This window comes from Pseudomonas putida, assembly GCF_004357765.1.
Classification (GTDB): Bacteria; Pseudomonadota; Gammaproteobacteria; order Pseudomonadales; family Pseudomonadaceae; genus Aquipseudomonas; species Aquipseudomonas putida_U.
Map to the genome: position 1 here is coordinate 422,082 of NZ_SMTE01000002.1, position 13,650 is coordinate 435,731.

The window sequence follows — 13,650 nt, forward strand, 5'->3', positions numbered from 1 at the left end:
CTCGATAATGCCGCCATATTACGGTGTATCGCGCTGCTGATGCACCGTCGGGTTGCGTGAAAAAAAATCGCGCCAGGGTCACTTTTAGAGTATAGGCTCTAGAAAAAACCAGCCGAGACGGGACACCGCCGTGACCTCGCCCATCGCCCTGACTGCTGTGCCATCGGACACCGACCTGGCGTGGACGTTCGCCACCCAACGCCAGGCCTTCGCCGGCAATCCCATGCCCCCTGCGGCGCAGCGCCGACAATGGCTGAAAAGCCTGCGGGCAGCACTGCTGGCAGAGCAACAGGCGTTGATCGCTGCCATCGACCAGGACTTCGACGGCCGAAGCGCCGATGAGACCCTGTTGGCCGAGCTACTGCCCTCGGTGCAAGGCATCCGCCATGCCGAGCGCCACTTGCAACGCTGGATGCGCCCGGCCAGGCGAAGCGTCGGCCTGGCCTTCCAGCCGGCCAATGCCCGGGTGCTCTACCAGCCCCTGGGCGTAGTCGGCATCATCGTGCCCTGGAACTACCCGCTGTTTCTCGCCATCGGCCCGCTGACCTGCGCGCTGGCCGCTGGCAACCGGGTCATGCTCAAGCTCAGCGAGGCCACACCGGCCACAGCCCAGGCACTCAAGGCGCTGCTCGAGCGGGTGTTCCCGGCAGACCTGGTCAGCGTGGTGCTGGGCGAGATCGAGATCGGCCAGGCCTTCGCCAGGCTGCCGTTCGACCACTTGCTGTTCACTGGCGCCACCTCTATCGGACGCCAGGTCATGCTGGCCGCCGCGCAAAACCTCACGCCAGTGACCCTGGAACTGGGCGGCAAGTCTCCGGCCATCGTCTCGGCCAACGTGCCCTTGGCGACAGCCGCCGAGCGCATCGCCTTCGGCAAGACCCTCAATGCCGGCCAGACCTGCGTCGCCCCCGACTACGTCCTGGTGCCCCGAGCACGCCTGCAGGCGTTCAGCGAGGCCTACCGCGAGGCGGTGCACCGGTTGTACCCGCGCATCGCTGACAACAACGACTACAGCGCGATCATCAACCCCAGGCAGTGGCAGCGCTTGCAGCACTTGTTGGACGATGCCCGCAGAAAAGGTGCCGAGGTCATCGACCTGTACCCTGGCGAGGCCCCCCAAGGCAGACGCCTGCCGCCCCATCTGCTGCTGGGGGTCAACGACGGCATGCAGGTGATGCAGGACGAGATCTTTGGCCCTTTGCTGCCGCTGGTGCCCTACGACCACCTCGATGAGGCTCTGGACTATATCAACCAGCGCCCGCGCCCACTGGCGCTGTACTACTTCGGATACGATCGAGCCGAGCAACGCCGGGTGCTGCAGCACAGCCATTCCGGCGGCGTCTGCCTGAATGACACCCTACTGCACGTGGCTCAGGATGACCTGCCATTCGGTGGCATCGGCCCTTCCGGCATGGGTCATTACCACGGTCACGATGGTTTCCTGACCTTCAGCAAGGCCAAGGCCGTGTTGGCCAAACAGCGCCTGAATGCCGCCCGGCTGATCTACCCGCCCTATGGCAAAGCGTTGCAGCGCCTGGTCTACAAGCTTTTCATCCGCTGAGGTCCGGGCCATGCATCGTCGTGATCTGCTGCGTTTGAGCCTCGGTGCCAGTGTTTTCCTCGGCACCGCCAGCCTGCTCGGCTGCACCCAACAAACGCCTGCCAGCGGTTACCAGGCGCTGCGCGAAGACGACCTGCCCGTGCTGCTGGCGCTGATCCCAGTGGTCCTTGCTGGCACAGGCGCCAGCGACACGTTGGTCCTGCATAGCCTTGACCACACGTTGGCGGCGCTGTCGCCGGAAATGCTCAAGCTCACCCGACAGCTGTTCGACGTGCTCAGCCTGCCCCTGACGCGAGGTCCGTTGACCGGTATCTGGGGCGCCTGGTCCGAGGCCAGTCCTGGGGAGGTCACGGCCTTCCTGCAACGCTGGCAGGACAGCTCGCTGAACCTGCTGCGCATGGGGCATGCCTCGCTGCTGCAACTGCTGTTGATGGCCTGGTACGAGCGCCCGGAAGCGTGGGCTGCCTGCGGCTATCCTGGGCCACCGAACATCTGACCGACAACCCACAAGAGCATCGCAAATGCCAGTGACCGACCCCTTTCGCCAAGGCCTGGAGCGCGGCTGGATCACCTACGACGGCTCGCGCCTGGAGCAGAACCTGAACCTGGAGGCCGATATCGCCGTGATCGGCAGCGGCGCTGGTGGCGCCACCAGCGCGCAGATGCTCAGTGCGGCGGGCTTCAAGGTGCTGTTGATCGAGGAAGGCCCGCTCAAGACCAGCAGCGACTTCCACCTGCTGGAGAACGAGGCCTACGCCAGCCTCTACCAGGAAGGCCTGGGCAGGATGAGCAAGGATGGCGCCATCACCATTCTGCAAGGCCGCGCCGTGGGCGGCACCACCCTGGTCAACTGGGCCTCGTGCTTTCGCACGCCAGCACCGACCCTGGCCCACTGGGCTGCGGCACACGGTGTGACCGGCCTGGACGCCGACGCCCTGCGCCCGTGGTTCGAGCGCATGGAACAGGAACTGGGTATCACGCCGTGGGCCATGCCCCCCAATGCCAACAACGAAGTGCTGCGCCGCGGTTGCGAACAGCTCGGTTACCGCTGGGCGGTGATCCCGCGTAACGTGCGTGGCTGCTGGAACCTCGGCTATTGCGGCATGGGCTGCCCGGTCAACGCCAAGCAGTCGATGCTGGTCACCCGAATCCCCGCCACCCTCGAACAGGGTGGCGAACTGCTGTATCTGGCCCGTGCAGAGCGCTTCGAGCACGACGGCGAGCGCATCGCCCACCTCCATTGCCAGGCGCTGGACGCCCAAGGCGTTCAGCGTACCGGGCGCACCATCCGGATACGCGCCCGGCACTACATTCTGGCGGGCGGCGGCATCAACAGCCCCGCCCTGCTGATGCGCTCCGAGGCCCCCGACCCGCATGGACGCTTGGGTCGGCGGACTTTCCTGCACTTGGTCAACTTCAGTGCCGCGCGCTTCAGTGAACGCATCGACCCGTACTACGGTGCTCCGCAATCGATCTACAGCGACCATTTTCAGTGGGCGGCGGGCGTCACCGGGCCCGTCGGCTACAAACTGGAGGTACCGCCGCTGCATCCGGCCCTGGCCAGCACTCTGTTCGGCGGACATGGGGCCGACAACGCCCAGCGCATGGCCGAACTGCCGCACACCCACGTGATGCTGGCGCTGCTGCGTGATGGCTTCCACCCCGACAGCCCTGGCGGCAACGTGACGTTGCGCAGCGATGGCTCGCCGGTACTCGACTACCCGATCACCGACTACCTGCGCGATGGCCTGCGCCGGGCGTACCACAGCATGGCGCAGATCCAGTTCGCCGCTGGTGCCACCGAGGTCATGCCGCTGCACAGCGATGCCGGCCGGGCCAGCGAGCTGGCGCAGACACGTGGGATGATCGACCGCCTGCGCCTGGAGCCGTTTCGTACGCGTCTGGGCAGCGCCCACGTGATGGGTGGCTGCGCCATGGGCGAAGACCCGCGCCAGGCAGTCTGCGACAGCCTGGGCCGCCATCACCAACTGGAAAACCTGTCGATTCACGACGGCTCGCTATTCCCCACCAGCATCGGCGCCAACCCACAACTGTCGGTATATGCCATCAGTGCCAGACTCACCGATGCGCTTGCCCGCCGCCTGGCCAACGGCGCATGAAGACGAACCCAGAGACTGTCCATAATTACCTTCGGCCGACCGTGTCACTTGGCCGCAGCGCGTTCGCTGCGCTACCATCCGACTCCCGACGCACTCCAGCCAGGATGACGCGATGAACCGAGTGTTGTACCCAGGTACCTTCGACCCCATTACCAAAGGCCATGGCGACTTGGTCGAGCGCGCTTCGCGGCTGTTCGACCACGTGATCATCGCGGTAGCGGCCAGCCCGAAGAAAAACCCCCTGTTTCCTCTGGAACAACGGGTAGCGCTGGCACGTGAGGTCACCAAGCACCTGCCCAATGTCGAAGTCATCGGCTTCTCCTCGCTGCTGGCGCACTTCGCCAAGGAACAAGGCGCCAACGTGTTCCTGCGCGGCCTGCGAGCGGTATCGGACTTCGAGTACGAGTTCCAGTTGGCGAACATGAACCGGCAACTGGCCCCGGACGTCGAAAGCCTGTTCCTGACGCCCTCGGAGCGCTACTCGTTCATTTCCTCGACCCTGGTCCGGGAGATCGCGGCGCTGGGCGGCGACATCACCAAGTTCGTCCACCCGGCGGTGGCCGACGCACTGACCGAGCGCTTCAAGAAGTGAGCTACACCGCCTGATCATCGCGCCCGCGTGCACTGCGGGCGCGAATGCGGCACAATTGTGCCCATTGCGTTTGAACATGCCCGGGCCCAATGCCCAGGCCGGAGCCCCCATGTCCCTGATCATCACCGACGATTGCATCAACTGCGACGTCTGCGAACCCGAGTGCCCGAACGAGGCCATCTCCCAAGGCGAAGAGATCTACGTGATCGACCCCAACCTGTGCACCCAGTGCGTAGGCCATTACGACGAGCCGCAGTGCCAGCAGGTCTGCCCGGTCGACTGCATCCCACTGGATGAAGCGCACCCGGAGACCGAAGAGCAACTGATGGCCAAGTACCGCCGCATCACCGGCAAGGACTGATCACCGCCCCATCGCCGACAAGCCGGCGAAGGGGCGCCTGTATCAGCGCTGGCAGCGCGGGCAGAACACACTGGCGCGCTGCCCGAGCTTCACCTCGCGCAAAGTCGTGCCGCATAGCTTGCAGGGCAAGCCACCGCGCCCGTAGACGAACAGTTCCTGCTGAAAGTATCCCGGCTGCCCATCCCCGCCGAGGAAATCGCGCAGGGTAGTACCGCCTTGCTCGATGGCTGCCGCCAGTACCCGCTTGATCTCGATGGCCAGCTTCAGGTAACGGGCTCGCGAGATCCCGCCTGCCTCCCGGCGCGGATCGATGCCAGCGGCGAACAGCGCCTCGGTGGCGTAGATGTTGCCCACCCCCACCACCACTGCGTTGTCCATGATGAACGGCTTGACCGCCATCGAACGCCCACGGGACAGCTGGAATAGCCGCTCGCCGTCGAACAGGTCGGTCAACGGCTCCGGGCCCAGGCGCAGCAACAGTTCGTGATTGAGCGGGTCGAGGCTCCACAGCATCGCACCGAACCGACGGGGGTCGGTATAGCGCAGCATCAGCCCCGATTCCAATTCGATGTCCACGTGCTCATGCTTGGCCGCGGGGAGCCCCACCTCGACCAGGCGCAGGTTGCCCGACATGCCCAGGTGACTGATCAACGTGCCGACCTCGGCGTTGATCAACAGGTACTTGGCCCGTCGCTGCACGGTGACGATACGCTGCCCGGACAAGCGCACATCCAGGTCCTCCGGGATCGGCCAGCGCAGGCGGCGGTCGCGCACCACCACACGGCTGACCCGTTGGCCCTCCAGATGCGGAGCGATACCGCGCCGGGTCGTCTCGACCTCTGGTAGTTCTGGCATGCGTCAGTGCCCTCCCAGCTCGCGGATGTTCTGCTTGAGCTGCTCGAAGTCGTATTCCGACAGACCGATGTAGTCCAGTACCAGCGGGCCGACCGCTTGCCACTCGTGATCGACCGATTGATTGCCCAGCACTCGATAGGAGGCGCAGATGTGCTCGGCCATCTTCAGGACCGCCAGCAGGTTCTTGAGCTGAGTCTGGGCGTTGCGCGAGGACTCTTCGCGGAACACCGCCAGGGCATTGTGGTGATTGGCGATCGCCGCACTGATGTGCTCCGGCAGGCGCCAGGACTTGGCGGTGAAGTAGCCGACCACCGAATGGTTGGTGTTGAACACTCGATTCTCGGTGTCCACTACCCGGGTCCGCTCATCGGCCTTGGCGTAGGCATCCTCCAGCACCTCCATGTATTCCGGAAAGCGCTTGAGCATCAACGGCACACCACAATCGTGGAACAGGCCGAGGGTGTAGGCCTCGTCCGCGGACTGAATGCCGGTACGCTTGGCCAGGGTCAGGCAAGTCATGGCCACGTCCTGGGCGGTGTCCCAGAAGCGATTGAGGGTAACGATGGTCTCGTCGCTCATCTCGCCCTTGATCGACTGGGCGTTGATCAGGTTGATGATCGAGCGGCTACCCAACAGGTTAACTGCACGCTGGATCGAGCCGATCTTGTTGGAAAGCCCGAAATGCGGCGAATTCACCAACTTGAGCAGGGCGCCGGCAAGGCCCGGATCCTGGGAGATCAGCTTGGCGATGGTCTCGAGGTCGGGGTCGGGCATGTATTGCTCGAACTGCAGGTCGACCATGATCTGCGGTTGCGGCGGGATGGTGATGCCTTGCAGGGCTTGCTGGATCTGCTCGGCGCTGAGTTCCTGGGACATTAGTGCTTACTCGATGGGGACGGGCGATTCTAACCTCTGTCCAGCGCCTGACGCAGCAATCGGCAGCGCTGTAACCATTGGCGCATTGCGCAGGAACTTTGCCCTCGCAGCGCAGGCCTTCTGGTACAGCCCTACTGAAAAAGGAGTACCACCGATGAGTACCGATTTGAACGGCAAGCGCGTCGCCTTCCTGGTAACCGATGGTTTCGAGCAGGTCGAGCTGACCGGCCCTCGCGATGCCCTGCAACAGTGCGGTGCGGTCGTGGATATCCTCAGCGACAAACAAGGCTCGGTGCGCGGCTGGAACCACGACAAACCGGCGGATGAATTTGCCGTCGACACGACGTTCGAAGCCGCCAACCTGGACTTGTACGATGCCCTGGTACTGCCAGGTGGTGTACAGAATTCCGACACCATTCGCCTGATCCCTGGTGCGCAAAAGCTGGTGAAAAGCCATGCCGCCGCAGGTCGACCACTGGCGGTGATCTGCCACGGCGGCTGGCTGCTGGTGTCTTGCGGGCTTGTCGAAGGCAAGCGCATGACCAGCTACAAGACCCTGCAGGACGATATCCGCAATGCAGGGGGCAACTGGGTGGATGAAGAGGTGGTGGTCGACGGTAACCTGATCACCAGTCGCCAACCGGATGATATCCCCGCATTCAACGAAGCATTGATCAAGGCCCTGAAAGGCTGATCCATCTCTGCGGTCCCATCGCTGCAGGCGCGAGCTTGTCGGCGATGGGGCCCAACACTTTGTCGAACCCCGCACCGCCCCAGGGACCAACACGCTATAATCCCGCTCTTTTTTCCGGAGCGACGTCATGTCCCTGCCCAGCCTTCGCCTCAAAGCCAATGCCGACCGCCGCCTGCGCGCCGGCCACCTGTGGGTCTACAGCAACGAAGTCGATGTTGCCGCCACCCCACTGCAAGGCCTTCAGGCCGGTCAGCAAGCAGTCCTCGAGGCGGCCAGCGGCAAACCCCTGGGCATCGTCGCGCTGAGCCCGAACAACCTGATCTGTGCCCGCCTGCTGTCGCGCGATGCCAAGCTGCCGCTCGACAAATCGCTGCTGGTGCACCGCCTGAACGTCGCCCTGTCGCTGCGCGAGCGCTTGTTCGACAAGCCCTGCTACCGCCTGGTCTACGGTGACTCCGACCTGCTTCCGGGCCTGGTGGTCGACCGCTTCTTCGATATCCTCGTGGTCCAACTCGCCTCGGCCACCATGGAAGCACACAAGGACGACGTGATCGCCGCCTTGGTACAGGTGCTCAAGCCAAGTGGCATCCTGTTCAAGAACGACTCGGCCGCCCGTGACGCCGAAGGCCTTGAACGTTACGTCGAGACCGTCTACGGCGAAGTGCCCGATTGGGTGGCGCTCGAAGAGAACGGCGTGAAGTTCGAAGCCCCAGTACGCGAAGGCCAGAAAACCGGCTGGTTCTACGACCACCGCATGAACCGCGCACGCCTGGCGCCCTATGTGAAAGGCAAGCGCGTACTCGACCTGTTCAGCTACATCGGCGGCTGGGGCGTGCAGGCCGGCGCGTTCGGCGCCAGTGAGGTGTTCTGCGTCGATGCTTCGGGCTTTGCCCTGGACGGCGTCGAACGCAACGCCGCGCTCAACGGCATCAGCGAGAAGCTGACCTGCATCGAAGGCGATGTATTCGAGGCCCTGCGCGAGCTCAAGGCCGCCGAAGAACGCTTCGACGTGATCATTGCCGACCCACCCGCCTTCATCAAACGCAAGAAGGACCTGAAAAACGGCGAAGCGGCCTACCGTCGCCTCAACGAACAGGCCATGCGCATGCTGACCAAGGACGGCATCCTGGTCAGCGCCTCGTGCTCGATGCACCTGCCCGAGGACGATCTGCACAACATCCTGCTGACCAGCGCCCGCCACCTGGACCGCAACCTGCAACTGCTCGAGCGCGGCGGCCAGGGCCCTGATCACCCGGTCCACCCGGCCATCGCCGAAACCCGCTACATCAAGAGCATCACCTGCCGGTTGCTGCCCAACAGCTGATCCGCATTGGCCCGAGCGCCGGCTTGCCGGCACTCGGGCCAATCGACCTCGTGCAAGTACCGAATCAGAGATTCAGTACATACGATGCGATCCCGAAGTACACCAACACCCCGGCCGCATCGGCGATCGAGGTCACCAGTGGGCCACTGGCAGTGGCCGGATCGAGCTTCAACCTGGTGAACATGAACGGCAGGCTCATGCCGATCAAGCTGCCCACCAGGACAATCACCAGCATGCTGCTGGCGACGATAAGGGCAATTTCCGCACCACCGCGCAGCGCCCCAAGCGATGCCACCGCCACCGCCATGGTGCAGCCAAGCGCCAGCGCAACACCGCATTCACGCCCGAGCATGCGCAGCCAGTCCGCCATGACCACCTCGCCCGTCGCCAGGCCACGCACCATCAAGGTCGCCGACTGTGCCCCGGCGTTGCCTCCACTGTCCACCAGCAGCGGCAGGAAGAACACCAGAACGATATTGGCAGCGATGGTTTCTTCGAAGGCGGCGATACCCGCGCCTGAGAACAGATTGCCGAACACCAGTACCACCAGCCACAGCACGCGTTTGCGGTATAACAGGCCGACCGTGGCATCGCCCAGGTTACCGACATGGTTGGTGATCGATGCGCCCTTGTGGAAATCCTCTGTGGCTTCGCCCACCACCACATCGAGCACTTCGTCGTAGGTGACGATTCCCACCAGGCAGCCCGCTTCGTCGAGCACCGGCACAGCTAGCAGCTCGTGCTCGCGGATCCGCCGTGCGACTTCATCCTGGTGGGTTGCGGTGCGAACACTGATCACGTCGCGCACCATGATGTCCTCGATGGGCTGATCAGGCGCGGCGAGTATCAATTCTCGCAAGGACAGCGTACCCAGCAGGTTACGCTGCGCATCGAGCACATAGGACTGATAGATGGTTTCGGCGTCTGCCGCTTCCCGACGGAGCATGTCGATGGCCTGGCTGGCCGTAAGGCCGGCATCGAGACTCGAATAATCGCCGCTCATCAAGCGGCCAGCCGTGCCGTCGCCATAGCCTTCCGGCTGCAGAAGCTCATCGCGGCGGGTCTGGGCGGCCAGGCGCAGGGCCCGTGGGGTATCACGAAAATCGGAAACAGGTTGCATGCAGTTCTCCAGGCGCCGACGCAGGCGCCCGGAGACCTCAGCCAGACAGGCTCAGGTCTTCGCAAGCCCTGGCGACAACGCACTCAGTGCCAGATCGTGGGTTCGTGTCGAACCGAAAACTGGGAAGGTCCATCAAGAATGAATCTCGTCGAGCCGCACATGCGGCGTGGGGATAATAGGCAAGGTGGCCAGCCGCGTCTGCAGGGAAAAAGGCAGGGATGTGCGTTTCAGAAGCGACCTACAAATCATTTCCCCAAGTCATGCGCGACGTGGTGGTTATTGGCAATGATATTGGCAATCAAGTCGACCTCCCCTACCGAAACGAGACCCGTAGAAAGCAGGTTGCCGTGTCGTGGGTACTCGGCAGGGGCAGCTCACTCAATTGCACGGTGCGCCTGCGCCGCTGTGGCCAGCCAAAAAGCAGGCCGCCAAGGCAAAAACCGGTGTAAGTAGTTTGCATGATCAAGTCCTTTTGGGGTCGATGAGTCCCTGCCAGGTTACTGATCTGCGCCTGCAACGGGCCCTATATAGTTAGCTGGGCACGACCGCACCTCGGCTTGCACACGCTAATTCATTCCCTCGCCGCGCCAGCGGTGTAGAATCGGCGTATTCATCGCCAGTCATCCCCGGCGGGTTTATGAGCTCTGGCCAAGCACGCGGCGATCCCGCGAAGTCTTGGCCCCATCCGTGCCAGTGGCAACCGGCCTGCGGCGCTAAGGACAAGAGAAGCTCACTCCCCTATTCGTGACCTGATCAAGCCGCCAGGAGTGTTACATGCCTGATTATCGTTCCAAGACTTCCACCCAAGGCCGCAACATGGCCGGCGCCCGTGCCCTGTGGCGCGCCACCGGGATGAAGGACGAAGACTTCAAGAAACCGATCATCGCCATCGCCAACTCGTTCACCCAGTTCGTCCCAGGCCATGTGCACCTGAAGGACCTGGGCCAGCTGGTCGCTCGCGAGATCGAACGCGCCGGTGGCGTAGCCAAGGAATTCAACACCATCGCGGTCGACGACGGCATCGCCATGGGCCATGACGGCATGCTGTATTCCCTGCCGAGCCGCGAGATCATCGCCGACGCCGTGGAGTACATGGTCAACGCGCACTGCGCCGATGCCATCGTCTGCATCTCGAACTGCGACAAGATCACCCCCGGCATGCTGATGGCCGCCCTGCGCCTGAACATCCCGGTGATCTTCGTCTCCGGCGGCCCGATGGAAGCTGGCAAGACCAAACTGGCCAGCCATGGCCTGGACCTGGTCGACGCCATGGTCATCGCCGCCGACTCTTCGGCCTCCGACGAGAAAGTCGCCGAGTACGAGCGCAGTGCCTGTCCGACCTGCGGTTCCTGCTCCGGCATGTTCACCGCCAACTCGATGAACTGCCTGACCGAAGCCCTGGGCCTGGCCCTGCCGGGCAACGGCTCGACCCTGGCCACCCATGCCGACCGCGAACAGCTGTTCCTCACCGCTGGGCGCACCATCGTCGAGCTGTGCAAGCGTTACTATGGCGAAAACGACGACTCGGTGCTGCCGCGTAGCATCGCCAACTTCAAGGCGTTCGAGAACGCCATGATGCTCGACATCGCCATGGGCGGTTCAACCAACACCATCCTGCACCTGCTGGCTGCCGCCCAGGAAGGCGAGGTCGCCTTCGACCTGCGCGACATCGATCGCCTGTCGCGCAAGGTGCCGCAGCTGTGCAAGGTGGCGCCGAACATCCAGAAGTACCACATGGAAGACGTCCACCGCGCCGGCGGCATCTTCAGCATCCTCGGTTCACTGGCCCGTGGCGGCCTACTGCACACCGACCTGCCGACCGTGCACAGCCGCAGCATGGAAGAAGCCATCGCCAAATGGGACATCACCCAGACCGATGACGAAGCCGTGCACACCTTCTTCAAGGCAGGCCCAGCCGGTATCCCGACCCAGACCGCCTTCAGCCAGTCGACCCGTTGGGAAACCCTCGACGACGACCGCGAGAACGGCTGCATCCGCAGCGTCGAGCACGCCTACTCGCAAGAGGGCGGCCTGGCCGTGCTCTATGGCAACATCGCGCTGGACGGCTGCGTGGTGAAAACTGCCGGTGTCGATGAGTCGATCCTGGTGTTCGAAGGCACCGCGAAGATCTTCGAGAGCCAGGATAGCGCCGTACGCGGCATCCTCGCCGACGAGGTGAAGGCCGGTGATATCGTCATCATCCGCTACGAAGGTCCGAAAGGCGGCCCGGGCATGCAAGAGATGCTCTATCCGACTTCGTATCTCAAATCCAAAGGCTTGGGCAAGGCCTGCGCCCTGCTCACCGACGGCCGTTTCTCGGGCGGTACCTCGGGCCTGTCGATCGGCCATGCCTCGCCAGAGGCCGCTGCCGGCGGCGCCATCGGCCTGGTGCGCGATGGCGACAAGGTCCTGATCGACATCCCCAACCGTTCGATCAACCTGCAGGTCAGCGATGAAGAGCTGGCCCACCGCCGTATCGAGCAGGACAAGAAAGGCTGGAAGCCCGCCGAAGTCCGCCCGCGCAAGGTGACCACCGCGCTGAAGGCCTATGCCCTGCTGGCCACCAGCGCCGACAAGGGTGCAGTGCGTAACAAGGCGATGCTCGAAGGGCTGTAAGGGTTTCATGGCAAAAGAAAACCGGCGCTTCAAGCGCCGGTTTTTCATTTCGGGTCAGGACAATCAATGCACTTGTGCACTTTTTTGAGCTCGGAACATCGTGCACAAGAAATCAATCTTCTTACAGTGCCTGGAAATGCAAGACCAGCCCTCCAGCCCGCTCCATTACGAAATATCCGGATAATCTCCACGACGTAATAAATCCTATATCGTCTCTACCAAGCCAGCCCTGAGCGATGTCGCATGCAATTAAAGGGGAGTGGCATTTCAGCGCACTAGAACAAGTCATCGCCGCAACATCTTCTATCCAACCCAACTACAGAACCATCCTACTGAGCAAGAAGACGTATCCGTAGGAACTCTCTGATATTTCAACGAGCACGAAAAAGTGCATTGACGACATTTGAAACGCGTGCTCTTATTCAAGCATCCGATAACCAATTCACACACACCCAGTAACCGTACCTAAAGTTACTGCACGCGCTTATACCTTTCGACAAAGCTAATGGATTTTCGCTTCGCGTATAACTCGCTTAAAAATAACTAAATGAGGCTCCGCAATGCGTGACATGAAAGCCAGATCCATGCAAGATTTCTCTACACTTTTCATAAGCAATTTTGAAAAGCATATCGAGAGGCTCAAAATACCTGAGCGAGAATACATCAACGGCTTGCGTCATAGACCGCTGCTTGCTCAAATAGAACGCGCAAGTGAAATAAAAGCAATGCTGGAAGATGTATTTCACCACCCTGAGACAGTCTTGTCCCAGCAGCGAGCCGAGCGTGCACTACTTACCTTTCTCGACAAACGAAATGCAGACATTGGCCTGTTAATTTTCTTTCATGGATGGAACGAAACACACAAGACAACAAGTCTGGTGTCGGCCAAACTGATCGTGCGGCTATCCCGGGACGCCCTGTACGTCAACATTGCGGAACAACATATGCACAACACTGTAATGGCGCATATGTACGAGGTAGCGAAAGATGACTTGGGTTTGGGACACTCCGGCCATGACGGAATGTTTCCGAGCATGGCTGCAGCATTCGGAGCTCACGGCTGGGAGAATTGCCAGTACTCAGTAGATGAATGTAGCGAATTTTCTGAATTTCTATACCGGACCGGTGTAGCAGGACATAAACTCCCTGTCGAGTCTGATCAATACAGATACGCTGTGATAAACGCAATGATGACCGCTGTGGCTTCAGAACTGTGGAACGGAAGCGAATATAATTTTCTAGCGCAATATATAAACAATAAAATCATAGACATGCACCCCTCTCTAGCCAACGATAACGTCGCACTGCGCAAGGCGAATGGATATGTAATGAGTCACTCCGGCACCGTTGAAAGTCGCCATGGTTTACACGCGCTAGCTGCTGTGCAGAAGTACCATCAACTCGCCAACTTGGATTTCGATCTATGTAAACTCAAGGAAAAGATGATTGATTATAATCAGCGCGTCGGCAAAGCCTTCTGCTCTCTGCATCAAGCCCTTTTACAGCACGGACTTGGTGGTTAATTCATCGA

The 13,650-nt window shown here is 61.7% G+C and carries 12 protein-coding genes; 9 read left to right on the forward strand and 3 right to left on the reverse strand.

Going from position 1 to position 13,650, the window contains the following annotated elements; all coding sequences use genetic code 11:
• The first annotated feature begins 130 nt into the window (after positions 1-130).
• The 5 genes from E2H86_RS04395 to E2H86_RS04415 all read left to right on the forward strand — a co-directional run bounded on the left by E2H86_RS04395 (position 131) and on the right by E2H86_RS04415 (position 4,634).
• Complete coding sequence (locus tag E2H86_RS04395; protein WP_133325093.1) at positions 131-1,561, forward strand: coniferyl aldehyde dehydrogenase; 1,431 nt, start codon at positions 131-133, stop codon at positions 1,559-1,561.
• Between the two features lie 10 nt (positions 1,562-1,571).
• Positions 1,572-2,057, forward strand: coding sequence for a twin-arginine translocation pathway signal protein (locus tag E2H86_RS04400; protein ID WP_133325095.1), 486 nt, complete (start codon positions 1,572-1,574; stop codon positions 2,055-2,057).
• Between the two features lie 25 nt (positions 2,058-2,082).
• The gene (locus E2H86_RS04405) at positions 2,083-3,681 is read left to right on the forward strand and encodes a GMC family oxidoreductase (protein WP_133325097.1); all 1,599 of its coding nucleotides are present in this window, start codon (positions 2,083-2,085) and stop codon (positions 3,679-3,681) included.
• A 112-nt stretch (positions 3,682-3,793) separates the two neighbouring features.
• Entirely contained in the window at positions 3,794-4,273 is a 480-nt protein-coding gene (coaD, locus tag E2H86_RS04410; protein ID WP_133325099.1) for a pantetheine-phosphate adenylyltransferase, read from the forward strand.
• A gap of 109 nt (positions 4,274-4,382) precedes the next feature.
• Positions 4,383-4,634 (forward strand): YfhL family 4Fe-4S dicluster ferredoxin, encoded by a 252-nt coding sequence (locus E2H86_RS04415; RefSeq protein ID WP_016489663.1) that lies wholly within the window; start codon positions 4,383-4,385, stop codon positions 4,632-4,634.
• A 42-nt stretch (positions 4,635-4,676) separates the two neighbouring features.
• On the opposite strand, the gene mutM is transcribed toward E2H86_RS04415, so the two are convergent.
• Positions 4,677-5,489, reverse strand: coding sequence for a bifunctional DNA-formamidopyrimidine glycosylase/DNA-(apurinic or apyrimidinic site) lyase (gene mutM / locus E2H86_RS04420; RefSeq protein WP_133325110.1), 813 nt, complete (start codon positions 5,487-5,489; stop codon positions 4,677-4,679).
• Between the two features lie 3 nt (positions 5,490-5,492).
• On the reverse strand, positions 5,493-6,311 hold the full coding sequence (locus tag E2H86_RS04425; protein WP_196171387.1) for an HDOD domain-containing protein: 819 nt from the start codon (positions 6,309-6,311) through the stop codon (positions 5,493-5,495).
• A 208-nt stretch (positions 6,312-6,519) separates the two neighbouring features.
• Between E2H86_RS04425 and E2H86_RS04430 the strand changes: the two genes are divergently transcribed.
• Together E2H86_RS04430 and E2H86_RS04435 are read left to right on the forward strand one after the other, a co-directional pair.
• Positions 6,520-7,059: a type 1 glutamine amidotransferase domain-containing protein gene (locus tag E2H86_RS04430; RefSeq protein ID WP_133325114.1), complete on the forward strand. Its 540-nt coding sequence runs from the start codon at positions 6,520-6,522 to the stop codon at positions 7,057-7,059.
• A gap of 127 nt (positions 7,060-7,186) precedes the next feature.
• Positions 7,187-8,383 (forward strand): class I SAM-dependent rRNA methyltransferase, encoded by a 1,197-nt coding sequence (locus E2H86_RS04435; RefSeq protein WP_133325116.1) that lies wholly within the window; start codon positions 7,187-7,189, stop codon positions 8,381-8,383.
• 64 nt (positions 8,384-8,447) lie between these two features.
• Here the strand turns inward: E2H86_RS04435 and mgtE are convergent, their stop codons facing one another.
• A complete protein-coding gene (mgtE, locus tag E2H86_RS04440) occupies positions 8,448-9,503 on the reverse strand; it encodes a magnesium transporter (RefSeq protein WP_133325118.1) in 1,056 nt (351 codons plus the stop codon).
• Between the two features lie 774 nt (positions 9,504-10,277).
• On the opposite strand from mgtE, the gene ilvD reads away from it, so the two are divergent.
• Both ilvD and E2H86_RS04450 read left to right on the forward strand, forming a co-directional pair.
• Positions 10,278-12,119 (forward strand): dihydroxy-acid dehydratase, encoded by a 1,842-nt coding sequence (ilvD, locus tag E2H86_RS04445; RefSeq protein ID WP_133325120.1) that lies wholly within the window; start codon positions 10,278-10,280, stop codon positions 12,117-12,119.
• 560 nt (positions 12,120-12,679) lie between these two features.
• Positions 12,680-13,642 (forward strand): hypothetical protein, encoded by a 963-nt coding sequence (locus E2H86_RS04450; protein ID WP_243744027.1) that lies wholly within the window; start codon positions 12,680-12,682, stop codon positions 13,640-13,642.
• Positions 13,643-13,650 lie beyond the last annotated feature (8 nt).

Coding starts and splice junctions, on each gene's coding strand:
- E2H86_RS04400 (WP_133325095.1), top strand. CDS start 1,572: ATGCATCGTCGTGATCTGCTGCGTTTGAGCCTCGGTGCCAGTGTTTTC.
- E2H86_RS04405 (WP_133325097.1), top strand. CDS start 2,083: ATGCCAGTGACCGACCCCTTTCGCCAAGGCCTGGAGCGCGGCTGGATC.
- coaD (WP_133325099.1), top strand. CDS start 3,794: ATGAACCGAGTGTTGTACCCAGGTACCTTCGACCCCATTACCAAAGGC.
- E2H86_RS04415 (WP_016489663.1), top strand. CDS start 4,383: ATGTCCCTGATCATCACCGACGATTGCATCAACTGCGACGTCTGCGAA.
- mutM (WP_133325110.1), bottom strand. CDS start 5,489: ATGCCAGAACTACCAGAGGTCGAGACGACCCGGCGCGGTATCGCTCCG.
- E2H86_RS04430 (WP_133325114.1), top strand. CDS start 6,520: ATGAGTACCGATTTGAACGGCAAGCGCGTCGCCTTCCTGGTAACCGAT.
- E2H86_RS04435 (WP_133325116.1), top strand. CDS start 7,187: ATGTCCCTGCCCAGCCTTCGCCTCAAAGCCAATGCCGACCGCCGCCTG.
- mgtE (WP_133325118.1), bottom strand. CDS start 9,503: ATGCAACCTGTTTCCGATTTTCGTGATACCCCACGGGCCCTGCGCCTG.
- ilvD (WP_133325120.1), top strand. CDS start 10,278: ATGCCTGATTATCGTTCCAAGACTTCCACCCAAGGCCGCAACATGGCC.
- E2H86_RS04450 (WP_243744027.1), top strand. CDS start 12,680: ATGCGTGACATGAAAGCCAGATCCATGCAAGATTTCTCTACACTTTTC.